Origin of the sequence: Rhodococcoides trifolii (assembly GCF_014635345.1) — a bacterium.
GTDB lineage: Bacteria > Actinomycetota > Actinomycetes > Mycobacteriales > Mycobacteriaceae > Rhodococcoides > Rhodococcoides trifolii.
This window is the reverse complement of the sequence record NZ_BMCU01000001.1, coordinates 899,697-915,789: the sequence shown is the minus strand read 5'-3', so window position 1 is coordinate 915,789 and position 16,093 is coordinate 899,697. Positions and strand designations below refer to the sequence as shown.

General features: G+C 64.6%; 17 protein-coding genes. 4 read left to right on the top strand and 13 right to left on the bottom strand.

Annotated elements, in window-relative coordinates; translation table 11 throughout:
• Positions 1-20: 20 nt before the first annotated feature.
• Entirely contained in the window at positions 21-737 is a 717-nt protein-coding gene (locus IEW02_RS04450) for a GTP pyrophosphokinase (protein WP_188543438.1), read from the bottom strand.
• A 35-nt stretch (positions 738-772) separates the two neighbouring features.
• A complete protein-coding gene (locus IEW02_RS04445) occupies positions 773-1,195 on the bottom strand; it encodes a MarR family winged helix-turn-helix transcriptional regulator (RefSeq protein WP_188543437.1) in 423 nt (140 codons plus the stop codon).
• Between the two features lie 55 nt (positions 1,196-1,250).
• On the opposite strand from IEW02_RS04445, the gene IEW02_RS04440 reads away from it, so the two are divergent.
• On the top strand, positions 1,251-1,910 hold the full coding sequence (locus IEW02_RS04440) for an SDR family NAD(P)-dependent oxidoreductase (RefSeq protein WP_188543436.1): 660 nt from the start codon (positions 1,251-1,253) through the stop codon (positions 1,908-1,910).
• A 58-nt stretch (positions 1,911-1,968) separates the two neighbouring features.
• Entirely contained in the window at positions 1,969-3,288 is a 1,320-nt protein-coding gene (locus IEW02_RS04435; protein WP_188543435.1) for an HNH endonuclease, read from the top strand.
• Here IEW02_RS04435 and mftD read toward each other — a convergent pair.
• The 4 genes from mftD to mftA are packed head-to-tail and all read right to left on the bottom strand — an operon-like array spanning position 3,272 to position 6,059.
• Positions 3,272-4,450, bottom strand: coding sequence for a pre-mycofactocin synthase MftD (mftD, locus tag IEW02_RS04430; RefSeq protein WP_188543434.1), 1,179 nt, complete (start codon positions 4,448-4,450; stop codon positions 3,272-3,274). The genes IEW02_RS04435 and mftD overlap by 17 nt on opposite strands.
• Before the next feature lie 9 nt (positions 4,451-4,459).
• Positions 4,460-5,680 carry a mycofactocin radical SAM maturase gene (mftC, locus tag IEW02_RS04425; protein WP_188543433.1) on the bottom strand — a complete coding sequence of 407 codons (1,221 nt, stop codon included), beginning with the start codon at positions 5,678-5,680 and terminating at the stop codon, positions 4,460-4,462.
• On the bottom strand, positions 5,677-5,958 hold the full coding sequence (gene mftB, locus IEW02_RS04420) for a mycofactocin biosynthesis chaperone MftB (protein WP_188543432.1): 282 nt from the start codon (positions 5,956-5,958) through the stop codon (positions 5,677-5,679). Before mftB ends, mftC begins: the two co-directional genes overlap by 4 nt.
• An 8-nt stretch (positions 5,959-5,966) precedes the next feature.
• Positions 5,967-6,059 carry a mycofactocin precursor MftA gene (gene mftA, locus IEW02_RS04415; RefSeq protein ID WP_188543431.1) on the bottom strand — a complete coding sequence of 31 codons (93 nt, stop codon included), beginning with the start codon at positions 6,057-6,059 and terminating at the stop codon, positions 5,967-5,969.
• A 95-nt stretch (positions 6,060-6,154) separates the two neighbouring features.
• Here mftA and mftR point away from each other — a divergent pair, with 95 nt between their 5' ends.
• On the top strand, positions 6,155-6,751 hold the full coding sequence (gene mftR / locus IEW02_RS04410; RefSeq protein WP_188543430.1) for a mycofactocin system transcriptional regulator MftR: 597 nt from the start codon (positions 6,155-6,157) through the stop codon (positions 6,749-6,751).
• A complete protein-coding gene (gene mftM / locus IEW02_RS04405; RefSeq protein WP_188544012.1) occupies positions 6,742-7,572 on the top strand; it encodes a mycofactocin oligosaccharide methyltransferase MftM in 831 nt (276 codons plus the stop codon). Before mftR ends, mftM begins: the two co-directional genes overlap by 10 nt.
• On the opposite strand, the gene IEW02_RS04400 is transcribed toward mftM, so the two are convergent.
• From IEW02_RS04400 to mdo, 7 genes are all read right to left on the bottom strand, one after another.
• Positions 7,569-8,201 carry a MadR family response regulator transcription factor gene (locus tag IEW02_RS04400; RefSeq protein ID WP_188543429.1) on the bottom strand — a complete coding sequence of 211 codons (633 nt, stop codon included), beginning with the start codon at positions 8,199-8,201 and terminating at the stop codon, positions 7,569-7,571. The genes mftM and IEW02_RS04400 overlap by 4 nt on opposite strands.
• Positions 8,202-8,227: 26 nt before the next feature.
• On the bottom strand, positions 8,228-9,514 hold the full coding sequence (locus tag IEW02_RS04395) for a MadS family sensor histidine kinase (RefSeq protein ID WP_188543428.1): 1,287 nt from the start codon (positions 9,512-9,514) through the stop codon (positions 8,228-8,230).
• Positions 9,511-10,731, bottom strand: coding sequence for an iron-containing alcohol dehydrogenase (locus tag IEW02_RS04390; RefSeq protein ID WP_188543427.1), 1,221 nt, complete (start codon positions 10,729-10,731; stop codon positions 9,511-9,513). The genes IEW02_RS04395 and IEW02_RS04390 overlap by 4 nt, the downstream gene beginning before the upstream one ends.
• 68 nt (positions 10,732-10,799) lie before the next feature.
• Positions 10,800-11,903, bottom strand: a complete 1,104-nt coding sequence (gene nicT, locus IEW02_RS04385) for a Nickel transporter NicT (RefSeq protein WP_188543426.1) — start codon at positions 11,901-11,903, stop codon at positions 10,800-10,802.
• The gene (locus IEW02_RS04380; protein WP_188543425.1) at positions 11,900-13,423 is read right to left on the bottom strand and encodes a VWA domain-containing protein; all 1,524 of its coding nucleotides are present in this window, start codon (positions 13,421-13,423) and stop codon (positions 11,900-11,902) included. The genes nicT and IEW02_RS04380 overlap by 4 nt, the downstream gene beginning before the upstream one ends.
• Positions 13,424-13,428: 5 nt before the next feature.
• On the bottom strand, positions 13,429-14,595 hold the full coding sequence (locus IEW02_RS04375; RefSeq protein WP_188543424.1) for an AAA family ATPase: 1,167 nt from the start codon (positions 14,593-14,595) through the stop codon (positions 13,429-13,431).
• A gap of 96 nt (positions 14,596-14,691) precedes the next feature.
• Positions 14,692-15,984 (bottom strand): NDMA-dependent methanol dehydrogenase, encoded by a 1,293-nt coding sequence (mdo, locus tag IEW02_RS04370; protein ID WP_188543423.1) that lies wholly within the window; start codon positions 15,982-15,984, stop codon positions 14,692-14,694.
• Positions 15,985-16,093: the final 109 nt, after the last annotated feature.

Here is a 16,093-nt window from a genome sequence, read left to right as displayed (position 1 = left end):
GTCAGGTAGCCCACATTTCGTCATAATCCCTTCCCCGAGATCAACGAACGTAGGAACCGCTCCTGCAGGTCCGGCGCGTTGTCCTTGCCGTTCTCGCGTCGCGCATCCAATGCCTGCACCTCGTTGTGCAGGTGCTCCATCTTGACGTCGAGGCGGCCTGCGACGTCGGCTGCGTCCTGTAGTTCGTCGCGAATGGACTGCGGCACCTCGCCGTCGTACTTGTAGAAGATCTTGTGTTCGAGGCTGGCCCAGAAATCCATGGCGATGGTGCGGATCTGGATCTCGGCGAACACCGGCTGCACACGGTCGGACAGGAACACCGGCACCTCCACGATCATGTGAAGACTCTTGTAGCCGTTCGGTTTCGGGTTCGCGATGTAGTCCTCGAACTCGACGACCCGGACGTCGTGCTGGCCGGCGAGCATGTCCTTCACCTTGTAGGTGTCTTCGATGAAGCTGCAGGTGATGCGAATGCCGGCGATGTCGAACATCTGCGCTCGCAGGCTGTCGAAGTTGAGCGGGATGTTCTTTCGAATTGCTTTGGCCGTGATGCTGTCCGGGGTCTTGATTCGTGATCCGACGTGCTCGATCGGGCTGTAGCTGTGCAGATGGGTGAACTCCTCCTTCAAGATGTTGATCTTGGTGAGGAGCTCTTCCATGCCGAATTGGTACGACATGGTGAACCGAGTGAACTCGTCGCGAAGGGTGCGCAGAGTGCCGTCGGGAGGGGCTGTCATGGCCCCGATGCTACCGAGGGGCGGTCACGCAGTGGTCACGCCAACTGCTGCAGGAGGGCAACGAAGTCCTCCTTCTGCCCCTCTGGGATGACGTCGAGCAGGTACTTCCTCACGGCGGCCCCGTGGACCGGCCGCGCCTGTCGAACGAGTCGCGATCCCTCGTCGGTAGCGGTCACCTCGACACCACCCGGCACCGTCGCCCGTTCGATCAGTCCGCGCTCCTGCATGCGGCCCAGGTGGTGGGACAGTCGGCTGCGGTGCCACCCCATCGACGCCGCCAAGACGTTCTGGCGAAGCGTGCCGCCGTCGCCAAGCTCGGTCACTCGAGTCAGAACGGCGAAGTCGGGATCCGACAGACCGGTGCGCTCGGTGATGTCGGCGACGACACGGGTCCGCACTCCCTCGGACGCGGCCTTCCAGAGATGCCAGATCTCCGACTCGTCGGGCGTCAGGCTCATGGATCGACCCTAGCCGGTGTTGACATGACAACACAATCGGTGCAACGCTGTTGTCATGACAACAGCATTGGTAACAGGCGGAAACAAGGGCATCGGATTGGCGATCGTGCGGCAGTTGGCCGCCCGCGGAACGGTCGTGTACCTGGGTTCACGAGACTTCGATCGTGGACGAGCGGCAGCTGCGGACATCGACGGGGACGTACGGCCCCTGCGATTGGACGTGACGTCGGCGGCGGACATCGCTGGTGCCGTGGCAGCGGTGGGTTCACTGGACGTCCTGGTCAACAACGCCGGCGTCCACAGCGCGGACGACGACATGCGATTCGTGTACGCCACCAACGTGTTCGCCGTCGTGGACATGATCGACGCATTCCTGCCGCTGCTACGCCGTTCCCGTGCCGGTCGCATCGTGAACGTCAGCAGCATGCGCGGGTCCCTCGGCGAAGAAGGCGCGTGGGTCGGACAACCGTCGATGTCCTACTCGAGTTCGAAGACGGCATTGAACGCGATCACGGTGCACTACGCGCGGAGTCTGAAGGATTCTGGAATCAAGGTGAACGGCGCAGCGCCCGGCCACGTGGCGACGGATTTCAACGGCTTTCGCGGGACCCGGACTCCCGACGAGGGTGCGGCCGTCGCGGTCCGTCTGGCAACGCTCGGCCCCGACGGACCAACCGGGGTGGTGATACAGGACGACAGGGTGCTGGCGTGGTGAAAATTTGTGTCGGTGGTGGCTGCTAGCGTGGGAACACATCACCGGGGGGAGATAGAGAATGTCCGCAGAACCGCTGTCGCACAGCGATATCGAAGACTTCATGAAACGTCTGGCCGTGCCGTCCGACGACCCGACCGACGCCGAACGCTACGGACGGATCGCCGTACTCGAATCCGTCAAGGCTGCGTGCGCCGCCGCTCAGGTCGGTCCGACCGTGACGCTGAACGCCGGCACTGCCGCCCCACGCCTGCTCAGCGACGGCACGAAGGTCCGGCGCATCGACTCGCGCAGAACACTGGCCTCCGAGCTCGGACTGGCGCGCAAGACCTCGCCTACCGCCGGTAGTCACTGGAACGCGCGTGCGGGCGTACTCGCCACCGAGATGCCGCACACGCTCGGTCTTCTCACCCGAGGAATACTCACGGAGAAACGTGCAGAGATTCTCGTTCGCGAAACCACCGGTCTGACGGACGAACAACGGCGACAGATCGATCGCGAATTATGCGCCGACGCAGACACATTGCGAAACTGCGGGGACAACTCCGTCGAAGGGCGCGCCAAGAGCCGTGCCATCGAGTTGAACAACAAAGCCGTCGCCGAGCGAGCCAAGAGGGCCGAACGAGAACGCCGGGTAACCAGCCGACCGGCACCCGACTGCATGGGATACCTGACGGCGTTGCTGCCGACGAAGCAATCCGTCGCGGTGTGGGCAACTCTGCGACGTGACGCCGACTCCATCGTCGCAGCAGGGCAGTCCGGCGACCGCACCCGCGATCAGATCATGGCCGACCTGCTCGTGAACCGGGTTCTCGGTGTCGACACGGCGAGCGGCATCCCGGTCACGGTGAACGTGATCGTCTCCGACCGGACACTGTTAGGCGGCGGGGACACCCCCGCCCACATCAGCGGCATCGGGCCCGTCCCGGCGCGGGTACTGATGGACACCATCGCAGACCCGGACGTGCACCTGGAACTGCGACGTCTGTACGCGTCGCCCGCGAGCGGGGAACTCGTTGCGATGGAGGCGAAGTCGCGTACGTTCCCCGCCGGACTCCGGCGATGGATCGAATTCCGAGACCAGGTGTGCCGCACCCCGTTCTGCGATGCGCCCATCCGCCACGGCGACCACATCGTCGAGGACTCCCGAGGCGGACCGACGTCTGCGCACAACGGAGCCGGGCTGTGCGCGCACTGCAACCAGGTCAAGAACCAGCCCGGATGGTTCTCGGCACCGATGGACGCACCCGGCCGCCACACCTACCGACTGCTGACTCCGAGTGGGCGAGAGTTCGAGTCGACCGCACCACCGCTACCCGGACCCGAGATCTACTCGACGCCCGAAGTCTTCGTTGCGGAATGGATCACGAGTGCTGCGTGACTCCGAGTGGGCGGTAGAAACCGTCGGGGATCACCAAGTCGTCGGGCGACAGGTCTGCGATCGAGCTGTGCCCGAGGCCCAGGAGTCCGGAGTCGATGCCCATGCGGAGGATGTCGAGGACGTTCTCCACACCGGCCTGCCCGTTCGCCGCGAGACCCCAGAGGGAGGCGCGGCCGATCATCACCGCACGAGCGCCGAGAGCGACCGCCTTCACGACGTCGGATCCGCGCCGGATACCGCCGTCGAGGAGCACCTCGATCTGGTCACCGACCGCGTCGGCCACCGCCGGCAAGGCTCGGATGACACCGGGGGTGCCGTCGAGGTTGTTGCCGCCGTGATTGGAGACGGAGATGGCGGAAACACCGGCGTCGACGGCCTTCTTGGCGTCGTCGACGCGGGAGACGCCCTTGATCATGAACGGGCCGTCCCACTGGGCGCGCAGCCAGGCGATGTCCTCCCACGCGGGAGGCTCGGTTGCTTGCCACATGCCGTACGCACCGAAGAAGGTGGGCGCCACCTGGTCGGACGGTAAGACGTTGGGCGCCTTGAGGTCCGGGATCTTGCCGCTCTTCGCGAACTTGTACAACCACTTGGGTCGCAGCGCTGCTTCGGGACCGAACTTGAGCATTGCCGCCAGGTTCATGGTCTCGGGGATCTGGGGCGAACCCCAGTCGCGTCCGTAGGAGAACGACCAATCGAGAGTGAGGATGATGCCGACCGCGCCGGCGGCCTTGGCGCGCACCATCCGCGCGACCATCTCGTCTTTCGAGCCGAGCCAGTAGATCTGGAACAGCACCTGCGGACTCGCGGCGGCGACTTCTTCGACGGACTTGCTCGCGAACGAACTCAATCCCACCGCGATACCGCGGGCGGCAGCGGCGCGCGCCACTGCCACCTCACCGTCGGGGTCGACAGCCTGGACACCGGTCGGGGAGATGATGACCGGCATCGAGATGTCCTGGCCCATGACCCGAGTTGCCATGTCGCGCTTGGCCGAATGACCGGCGACACGAGGTTGGAATCCGAGCTCGGCGAACGCACCCGTGTTGTCCTCGAGGGTGGTGCCGCGTTCGGATCCGGCGATCAATGCCGAGTAGACGGACTTGGGCAGGCGTTTCTTGGCGAGGCGCTGCGCTTCGGCAACGGTTTCGATCCACTTCACAACGTGCTCCTACATCCCCGCGAGTGGGGACTCATCGCAGATCTTGGCCGGTGCACCGTCACGTCTGATCAACAGCGTGAGCGGGACCGAGGCCTTGGGTGTCGCACGCTTTCCACTGCGGGAGTGGTCGACGCTCGACTTCGGGATGTCACCACGGGTGCCGGCGAGTGCCGTTTCTCCGTAGCCCTGAACACATTCGGGATCCGGACCGTCCATCGGAAGGCCGGTGAAGAACTTCGCCGCCATGCAGCCGCCACGGCACGAATCGAAATGCTGGCACTTCGTGCACGCACCACCGGTCTGCGGAGAACGCAGCTCCTGGAACAGCTCCGAGGTCTGCCACACCGACTTGAACCCGTTGTCGGCCAAGATGTTCCCGGCGAGGAACTGCTCGTGGATCGCGAAGGGACACGCGTAGACATCGCCGATCGGATCGATCAGGCACACCACCCGACCGGCGCCGCACAGGTTCAGACCCGGCAGAGCGTCGCCGTAGGCCGAGAGGTGAAAGAACGAATCGCCGGTGAGCACACCGTCGCCGTTCGCGACGAGCCAGTTGTACAGCTCACGCTGCTGCCCCGCCGTCGGATGCAGATCGTCCCACACGTCCGCGCCTCGGCCGGACGGTCGAAGCCTGGTGATACGAAGTGTCGCACCGTATTCGTCAGCGAGAGCTTTGAAGTCGTCGAGCTGCGAGACGTTGTGGCGGGTGACGACGACGGAGACCTTGGCGTCCTTGAATCCCGCGTCGCGCAGGTTCTTCAGCGCGCGCACCGCCATGTCGAACGAGCCGGGCCCGCGCACCGCGTCGTTGACCTCGGCGGTAGCGCCGTCGATGGAGATCTGCACGTCGACGTAGTCCGACGCGGCGAGGCGGGCGGCCACCTTCTGATCGATCTTGACGCCGTTGGTGGAGAACTTCACCCCCACCTGGTGCGCGGTGGCGTAGTCGACGAGTTCCCAGAAGTCGCTGCGCACGGTGGGTTCACCGCCGCCGATGTTGACGTAGAACACCTGCATGCGCTGCAACTCGTCGATGATCGACTTGCACTGCTCGGTGCTCAGCTCACGCGGGTCGCGCTTACCGGACGAGGAGAGGCAGTGCACGCACGAGAGATTGCAGGCGTACGTCAGCTCCCACGTGAGGCAGATCGGGGCGTCGAGGCCGAGTTCGAACTGATCGACGAGGCGGCCGACGGGCTGTTCGGGACGGGCGAGGGTCGAAGTCATGCGGCATCTTCCTCTACGAGTGTCGGGACGATCATGGTGGAGGACGCCAGAACACCCAGCGCGTCAGCATATTTCGCCAAGGCGGGCTCGGCGACGCCGGCGGCGAGGATGGCCGATCGGGCGTTCGGGTGGTCGGGCAGGGACTGCACGATCGCCACGATGGTCGTGTTCTTCAGGAACGACAGCTTGCGGGTGCCGAAGTGGTAGAGCAACGCCCCGAATGGCTCGGGGCGAAGCGCCACCTTCGGGTTCAACTGCCACCCGAGATCGATGTCCATTCCAGGCCTCAGTACACGCCGCACATGCCGTCGATGGACACTTCTTCCACCAAGGCCTCTTCGACCAGTTCCGTCTGTGTTTCGTCCTTGGAATCCGACATGCTGTCCTCCGTAGGTTGTGAGCGGGTAACACTGTGGTGTGGATCACCACAATAATGGCATCGAGTGCAGTAAACCAGGTGGAAGGGAGGAAAAGTTGGCCGATAGACGAAGACCGTCCAGTCGGGTAGGTCGGCGCCCCGCCACCTCGAGGGGGGAGATCAGCGATGTCGGACTCGAGCTCTTCGAATCGAAAGGGTTCGACGAGACGTCCATCGACGACATCGCCGACGCGGCCGGCATCGCGCGACGAACCTTCTTCCGGTACTTCCCCTCGAAGATGGCCGTTCCGTGGGGAGACTTCGATTCGCACCTCCATGTTCTGCGCACCCTGCTCGACGACCTCCCATCCGATGTGTCCCTCGCCGACGGCGTGATGTCGGCGATCCTCGACTTCAACCGATTCCCGGATGAGGAGCGGGCTGTGCATCGCACCCGCATGCGGCTGATCTTGGAAGTACCTGCACTTCAGGCGTATTCGACGTTGATGTATCAAGGGTGGCGACGGGTGATCGCCGAGTACGTCGCCCGACGCCTCGGTGCCTCTCCCGACGACCTCGCACCGCGTACCGCCGGCTGGATCGCGCTGGGCATCGCAATCTCGGCGTACGAGCAGTGGCTGACCGACGAGAATTCCGATCTCGCCGAGCTACTGGTCACGGGGTCCACGCCGCTCTACAGTGGATTACCGTGACCGCTTCCGTCGAGGAATTCGACTCTCTCGCACCGTGCCTCGTGCCGGGGAGGTGGACTCACCTCGGAGTCACGGTCGAGCATTCGGACGACGAGGCGGAACTGCGCGTGCTGCGCAGCGAGTCGGGGTTGAGTGTCTGGCACAACTTGACGCCGGACGATCTCAGCGAAGCTCTCGTCGGGGACGTGACCGAGCAGGTCGCGCAGTCGGGACTCGGCCAGAGCGAGTTCGAGTCGGTGATGGTGGGCCTTGTGTTGTCCACGATGGACGACCCGGTACAGGCGTGGACGACGTATTACCGAAACTCCCTCGACGAATTACTCGACGGCACTGCCGACTTCGCACCGATTCATGCGAAAGCCGAGGAGCTGATTCGCGGATCCGTCGTGGATCTCGGGTCGTGCTTCGGCTTCTTCCCGCTGCGCCTCGCCACCCACGGCCGCGACGTGACCGCAACCGATATTCATTCCGGCACAATCAGATTGCTCGACGCAGTACTCCCCCACCTCGGACTGACGATGAACACTCTGGTGTGCGACGGTGGCGACGTGCCAGTGCCAGATGGCTCTTCCGACACGGTGACGGCGCTGCACCTGCTGGAACACGTCGACGCAGAATTGGGCGATCGGATCGTGCAGGAGGCATTGCGCGTTGCCCGTGATCGCGTGGTGATCGCCGTGCCGTTCGAGGACCAGGCGCAAGCGTGTCACGGGCACGTGCGAACGTTCGACCTGGAATCGCTGGCCGCGGTGGGCGCGAGGTCGGGGCACCCGTTCGAGGTGTTCGAGCACCACGGTGGGTGGCTGGTGATCGAGGTCTAGATCAACCCACCCTTGCTCGCGGCGTACACCGCCTCCGCCCGTCGACTCACGTGCAGCTTTCGCATGATGTTGCTGACGTGGAACTTGACGGTGGTTGCGGAGATGAAGAGTTCGGTCCCGATGCTGGCGTTGGACAACCCACTTGCCAGCAGTCTCATGACCTCGAGCTCCCGGTCGGTGAGTCGTCCTTCGCTGTCGCCCTTGCCGTTCAACGACCGCACGACTGCGGACGCGCTGCGTGAATCGAATGCCGATTCGCCTCGCGAGACGGCACGGATGGCGCGTACCAGTTCCGTGGTGTCGACGTCCTTGACCACGTATCCGCGGGCACCGGCGTGGACGGCCTCGATCACCAGCCGCTCGTCGAGGAACGTGGTGAGCACCAACAATCCCATCGTCGGGTGGGACTTCGACAGCGCCTTGCACAGCACCAGCCCCTCGTAGTCCGAGCTCGCGGACAACTTGAGGTCCATCAACACCACGTCCGGTTCCAGGTGCGCCGCAACGGTTGTCGCTTCGTCGAGCGACGCTGCCTCGCCGACGATACGAAGATCCGGCTCCCGTTCGAGGACCGACCGCAGTCCCTGTCGCAGGATGGCGTGGTCGTCGACGAGGAGTATCGAGGTCATCGGGCAGGCCGGAGGCCGGTCGCTTGTCACTGCATCACCGGCAGTTTCGCGAAAATACGAACCCCTCCGAGTCTCGACCGACGCACCTCGAACACTCCGCCGTACTCACGTACTCGAGTTGCCATGTTCACCAGTCCTCTGTGATTTCCACCCAGGTCGTTGGTCTCCGCCATCCGCAGGATGACCCGCAGGTTCTTGGGGTCTCCGTCGCCGTCGTCGTCGATGCACAGCAGCACCGAGTTCTCGCGGTAGCTCAGATGGAGTTTGGCGTGCGAGGCGTTGGAGTGCACCGCGGTGTTGAATAACGCTTCACCGGCGATGCGCAGCAGAGCGTGCTCGACCTCGCTGGACAGCTCCACCGCGGTGCCGTCGACGTCGACGCTCACCTGCAATTCGTCCGGCATGTGCACCACGCTGAGCTGATCGAGCATTTCCGGCAGGGTGGATCGCGCGGAGTCGGACGAATGATTGAGAGCGTAGATCGCCGAACGTAGTTGTTCCACAGCGCGTCTCGTCAGATCCTTCGCGAGATCGAGCCTCTCGGTGCGCTCCTCGGTCGGAATGTCGCCCAGGCACACTTCGATCTGCATGCCGGCGGACAGGACGGCCTGCGTCACGCTGTCGTGCAGTTCGCGTGCAATGCGGTGACGTTCGTCGTCGAGCACCTGGTGACGGTGTACTGCACTGAGCTGCTTCTGCGTCACCTGCAGTTCGGCGTTGCGCACCACGAGGTCGGCAGCCGTCCGCCTCGCTTCCTGGAACGTGGCCGAGTTCTGCAGCGCCACCGCCGTTTGCGACGCGAGGATGCTCAGCACGGCACTGTCGGTGGCGTCGAGAGTGCGGCCGGGCGCGGTCCATGCCGCGAACGCGCCGACGATCCCGCCGTTCAACTGAATCGGCACGAACGCGAAGTGCTCGTCGACGACCGAACCCGAGCCGGGAGCGAAGCGGGCAGTGTGAATGTCGTCGAGACATTCGACGACGGCGTCGGGAAGTGGTGGACCCTCCACGTTGTCGACGAGAAAGGGGGTGGCGTCGGGGCCGAGAACCAGACTGCGCGGCCCGGCGTCGGGGATGGCGCCGTCGGCCAGGGCGAACACGACCCACTGCGCACTGAGGTGTGCACGGGCCGCCTCGGCGACGGCGCAGATCAACGTCTCGGGACCTTCGACGGTCTTGACCAACGCACGCGAAATGAGTTCCAGGGCATGGACGACGCGCTCGAGACGCTCCGCCGCGCCGCGGTACTGCGGGTAGAAACTGCTCTTGCCGGAACGAAGTCCGGTGAGGCGCGAGAAGTCTTGCTGCGTCACAACGCTGCTCGGAAGAGCGCTTCCACGTCGGCATGAGTCGGGGTTCGGGGGTTGGTGGCCATGCACGCGTCGCGCAGGGCGAGCGCGGCGAGCCGGTCCAGATCCTGCTCTCGCACACCGAGTTCGCCGAGGGTGCGGGGAACGCCGACTTCACGCGCCAATGCTTCCACCCGATCCGCGACGGCGAGCGCGGCTTCCTCGGGCGCTCCGCGGTGCTCGGGCAGATTCAGACTTTCCGCGACCAGAACATAGGGACGCGCGTCTGCGGCGGCGTTGAATCTGATGACGTGCGGGAGCAGCACCCCGTTGAGGACGCCGTGCGGTAGGTCGAGCAGACCGCCCACCTGATGGCTCATCGCGTGTGCTGCACCGAGAATGGCGTTGGTGAATGCCAATCCGGCTTCGAGGCTGGCCTGCGCCATGACCGTGCGGGTGGCCATGACGTCGGGTTCGCGAATGGTGGCGGCCAAGGTGCTGGTGACCAACGTGACCGCGCGCAGAGCATGGTGGTCGGTCAGCGGATTGTGCGCGAGCGAGACGAAGGCCTCGATCCCGTGCGTCAGAGCGTCGAGACCGGTTGCCGCACTCAGCCATTCGGGCATGGTGGTGAGCAGGCGCGGGTCGATGATCGTGATGTCGGGAACCAGAGCGCGCCCGAGGATGGTGATCTTGGTACCGCGAGCCGTGTCGGTCACGATGCAGAACTGGGAGACGTCGGCTCCGGTACCCGCGGTGGTCGGCAGCATGACGAGTGGCGGGATGGGACTCGCCACTCGGTCGACCCCCTCGTAGTCGAGGATGTGGCCACCGTTAGAGGCGAGAATAGCGATGCCCTTGGCGGCGTCCATCACGGAGCCGCCACCGAGGGCGACGATGACGTCGCATCCGTCTGCGCGGTAGATCTCGTGACCGGCCTCGATCTCGTGATCCTTGGGATTGGGGGTCAGAGCGGACCAGACCACCGGGGTCATTCCGGCCTCGATCAGGTCTTTTTCCACCTCCGACGCCCAACCCGCGTTCACGAGACCGGGGTCGGTGACGAGCAGCGGGCGGAATCCACCCAGGCGCTGCACGGCGAAGGCCGCCTCGCTGGTCGAGCCGACACCGAAGACGATCTCGGGTGCGTGGAACTTGACGACTCTGTCCGAGACAGCGGCCCTGGCGCTGCCGGACGCGTCGACCGGGAGGGCCGATGCCGAACCGTTGGCCGCACACATGTGACCCAGCTTACGTCTGATTCGCCCGCTCCGACCTGTCCGAACGGGCAGGTGGTGCAGGAACTGGTTCACGGTTCCAGCAGGGGGCGGTCGTATTTCTCGTCTATCCGGGCGGCCTTGTAGTACACAGCCGCACCGATCCACACGACGAAGAACGTGCCCACGACGATCTGACCGGCCACGTTCAGGTTCACCGACGCCAGCAGGTTCCACAGTCCGCCGGTGAGCCCGAGCTGCTCACCGAGGAGGGAGAGGAGTTGAATCGTGCCGATGACGAAGGCGACGAAGATCGACAGGGACGTCATCGTGATGTTGTAGTAGATCTTGCGGATCGGGGTGACGAACGCCCAGCCGTAGGCCTTCGACATGAACACACCGTCGATCGTGTCCATGGTCGTCATCCCCGCCGCGAAGATGATCGGCAGTGCGATGATCGCCATCGGCGGCAAGCCCCCGGTCATGGCCGTGGTGCCGGCGACGGCGAGCAGACCCACCTGGGTGGCGGTATCGAACCCGAGGCCGAAGAGCAGCCCTAACGGATACATCTGCCAGGAATCGTTGATGAACTTGTACCGTCCCCGGAACAGGCGATTCATGAAGCCCCGCTTGGCCAGAAGCTCGTCGAGGGTCTGCTCGGAGAACTCGCCGCGCTTGGCGCGGCGCCACACCCGCACGATCCCGGCCAGCACCGCGAAATTCAGTGCCGCGATGAGATACAGAAAACTTCCCGACACGAGGGTGCCGATGATGCCGCCCACGCCCTCGAAGGCATCCTGAAATGCCGTGGCTTTGGCTGCCACGATGGCGATGGCCGTGACGAAGAGGAAGACGACCGTCGAGTGGCCGAGCGAGAAGAACATGCCGACGGCCAAGGGCCGCTTGCCCTTCTGCAACAGATACCGGGTGGTGTCGTCGATGGCCGCGATGTGGTCGGCGTCGAAGGCGTGCCGCATGCCCAGGGTGTAGGCGAGAATGCCCGCGCCGGCGTACACGAGAGTGCCGTCCGCGCCGGTCAATTCGTGGATGCGCGGGATCGAGTTGTAATGGGTGAACAACCCCCAGCCGAGCACGTGGAGCCCGACGACCACACCGAGCAGGAGCAGCAGCCGCGGGATTTCGTCGCGCGTGAAGCGGCTCTGCTTGACTGGCAAACTCTCGGCGGTGAGCGTCATCGTCCTACCTGTTCGGTCGCAAGTGCATCGGCGGTGCTGGTGAGTCCGGTGAGATCCCGGACCACCCGCACACGTTGGCAGTATTCGGCATAGAGCGGCAGATCGCAGGATCCGAGACCCCACGAGTACCGCGGTTCAGGCGTCAGCCAGATGGTTTCGCGGGCCCGACGGGTGATCTCCGCGAAGGCCTCGACGTTGGGGTCGAGCCCGTTGCTGCGTCCATCGGCGAGCACCAGGACCGTCGTCCGGCGGCTGACGGCGTTGCCGTGGTCCTCGAGGAACTGACCGAACGCCGTGCCGTGGTCGGAGTTGGCGTCGACGTCCAGAACGTCGCCGCCGAAGACCAACCCCAGAGCGTGCTCGACGGAGTGATCGCTGAACAGATCGGTCACCTCGGCGAGTTCGGAGACGAAGACGAAGGTGCGGACCTGGCTCACCAGGTCCTGCAGACCGTGCACCAGGTGCAAGGTGAACCGGGCGGTGGCGCGCACCGACAGACTGACGTCCGTGAGGAGCACCAGCCGAGGCTTGTCCTCGCTGCGCGCCACCGTGACCGGGCGGAACGGGACGCCGTCGTAGCGCATGTTCTTGCGCATCGTGCGGGAGGAGTCGACGCGCCCCCGCGCACCGGCCTTGCGGCGATGGGTCAAGGCTCCGTGCAAGCTCTGCGTGAGCCGACGCAGCGTCTCCTCCAGCTCGGCGCGCTCGTGCTCACCGACGTGATCGACCTTCGCGACGGACTCCTCCCGTCCCTCGACCACCCTGTTCTCCAGCGCCAGCAGCGATTCGAGGTGCTTCTTCAGTGCCGCCGGCAGATTCGCCAGCACACCCGCGAGTCGACGACGAAGGTCCGCCGCGTCATCGGTGACGTCCCGCTGCTCGTCGGGCATGTCGTCGAGCCATCCGAACAACGCGTCTTGTTCGGCTATAGACAAATCTGCGTCGACGCGCGTTCCCGTCGCCGTCGAGATCTCGCCGGGTGCGCCGGCGCCGTGCAGTCGGTCGGTCTCGATCTGTACGCGATTGCCCTCACCGAGAACGGTGGTCGCGTCCTGGCTGAAGACGATCTCGTCGGTCATCGACGCGAGATCGATCTTGTTCGCCTCCTGGTGCAGGTTGTACTGCGTCGCAAGGTCGTCGGGGTCGAAGTATTCGCGAATGTCCGACGGGGCTCCGTGTTCGTGGCCCTGCTGCGGCAGCTGACCCGGCTCTTCCGAGAGGGTGAACGAGTCGAGCTGACCGGTGTCGGACAAGTCGTCGTGGCCGTGCCCGTGACCGTGGCCGGTGTCCTCCGGCTGCACCCGAACGAGGGCGAAATAGAGGTCGAACACCGCGTCGTAGACGGGGTCGCCGTCCCGGTCCTTCACCAGCGCGACGCGCAGCGCTTCCTTCAGCAGTGCCCTGTTCTGCAGGACGCCGGGCAGCGCCGCCGCGTTCATCGCGTCGAGCATCTCCGGCACCGAGATGCGCAGTCCTCGCAACCGAAGCAACCGCACGAAGCGGTGCAGGCTCTGCTCCATCGTCTCTAGCGCTTCTTCGGGCCGAAGCCGCGGGCGAAGGACTTGGCACCCTGACTGGAGGGGACGGTCTTCTTGGGGGTGGCAACGGCTGTCGTGGCACCGCCGTAGTAGTTCTCGTCGTGACGGCCCGGGTCGTCCTTCGCGGCGCGGACGTCCTTCCCGTTCGGGCCGGCGTCCTCGTGACTGTCGTGGTCGTGATCCGAGTCGTGTCCGTGTCCATGACCGTGGCCGTGTCCGTGATCCTCCTCGATCACGGCGTTGGGATCGATCAATCGCGGGAGGGCGTCGACCGCCCTGCGGACGTCCTTGTCGTACTTGACGACGACGGAGACCGTGTCGGACAACAGCTTTGCCGTCAGTTCACTCGCACCCAGCACCGCCAGAGTGCGCGCCCAGTCGACGGTTTCGGAGATCGACGGCGACTTCCGCAGCTCGAGGTCCCGCAGACCACGCACCACCTGAACCAATTGCTCGGCAAGCGCTTCGGACAGTCCGGTGTCCTTCGAGTTCACGATCTCGAGCTCGCGGGCCGCTGTCGGGTAGTCGAGGAAGCTGTGCAGGCAGCGGCGCTTCAGCGCAGCCGACAGATCGCGAGTGTTGTTGGAGGTCAACACCACATAGGGCTTGACCTTCGCGACGAACGTCCCGAGCTCGGGCACGGACACCTGGTTCTCGCCGAGTAGTTCGAGCAGGACGGCTTCGAGCGCTTCGTCGGCGCGGTCGACTTCGTCGATCAACAACACCACGGGTTCGTCGGACCGAATGGCTTCGAGTAGCGGGCGGGGGGCGAGAAAGCGTTCGGAGAAGAACACGCTCTCCTGTGCGGAGATGCGATCCACTGCGTCGCCGAGGGTTTCGGCGTCGGCGACGAGTTGCCCGATCTTCTCCTTGAGCACCTGGGTGTAGAGGAGCTGCTTACCGTAATCCCACTCGTAGAGTGCCTTGGTCTCGTCCTGCCCCTCGTAACACTGCAACCGAAGCAGCCGGCGTCCGGTGACCTCGGCCAATGTCTTTGCCAGCTCGGTCTTTCCGACGCCGGCCGGACCTTCCAAAAGGACCGGCTTGTCGAGTCGCGTCTGCAGAAACACCGTGGTGGCGAGGCGGTCGTCGGTGATGTAGCCGACGTCGCCGAAGCGGGTGACGACGTCTTCTACGGAGGCGAAATCGGGCACAGCGAAGTCCTTCGGTTGCTTGGTTGCTTCGGTTGCTGACTGAGGGGCACCCTCGGTCGATCTATGGGTGTGAGGGTGCCCCTGGGTCGGAAAAGGTCAGCCGATCAGGTCGTCGAGATCCCCGGTCATGCAGTGCTCCACGACGGGGCGGACCGTCTCGAAGGTGCACTCCTTGAGGTTGCCGGGGGTGCAGGCGTCGCCGAGAACGTGGTGCGTGATCCGGTCGACGTCCTTGTCGTCGCCGTTGATGACCGGCGAGTTCTGGTAGTACTTGGTCGGCCCCGTGCCCAGACGGTTCTTGCTGTAGGTGTCCGAGTGGACGTCGGTGAACTTCTCGGCGATACCCACGTCGCGCAGCAACTGGATAGCCGACTCGAGTGCGGCGTGCGACGCGCGCTGATCGGACATGCCGTGCGTGTCGATCCCCATGGCGACGGCGATGTCCGCGAACTTCGAGTAGCTGGCGGTCATGTTGAACGCCCACACACGCGGCAGCGCAATGGCGTTGTTCAATCCGTGGTGCGTGTCGTAGAACGCACTGATGGCGTGGCTGATCGAGTGAATGATGCCGAGGCCACCCGAGTTGAACGCCTGCGCAGCGATGTACTGCGCGTACATCATTCCTTCGCGGCCCGGCAAGTCCTCACCGTTCCACGTTGCCGCCCTGAGGTTTTCGACCGTCAGCTTGATGGCGTGCAATGCGTTGCCCTTCGAGGGCGCGAAGTCGAGTCGGGACACGTACGGCTCACTGGCGTGAGCGAGAACGTCGAACCCGCACTGGGCGGTGTAGTCCGTGGGACACGTGTAGTACAGAACCGGATCGTCGATGGCGAGGGTGGTGACGCTGGCGTCGTCGAAGGCGACGTACTTGTGCGGGTTGTCGGGATCGGTCGTGGTGTCGGTGATGACGTACGCCCACGAGGTCTCCGAACCCGTTCCGGCCGTGGTGGATACAGCAATATGCGGCGGATTCTTCGGATTCTCGCTCTTGTTGAAGCCTTCGAACTCGTTTACGTTGCGGCCGTCGTGCGCGACGGCGATGCGAGCGCCCTTGCACGCGTCGTGCGACGAGCCGCCGCCGATGGACACGAAACTGTCGCACTTGGCCTCGGAGTACATCGCGACGGCGTCCATCACGTTGTAGTCCTTGGGATTCGACTCGACTTGGTCGTACACGACCACCTCGAGGCCGTGGTAACGCATCGACTCGACGATGTTGTGGACGGTGTCGGTACCGCGGAGACCGGACGTCATCACGAGGGTCTTCTTGAAGCCGAGCTTGAGGGCTTCGGGTCCGATCATCTCGTGCGCCCCGGGGCCCATCATGGCGCGCGGGAACGGGTGAAACTCTTTGATGGGGAACGGCTTGAGCAGGTCGTCGACCTTCATGGGCTTGTCCTTTGCGCGACGGTTTCAGTGACTGAACCGACGGTAGGACTCGTGACCGACGCCACATGCGGCTCTGCTCGGGAACCATCCGACTGCGCTACCCGAACCG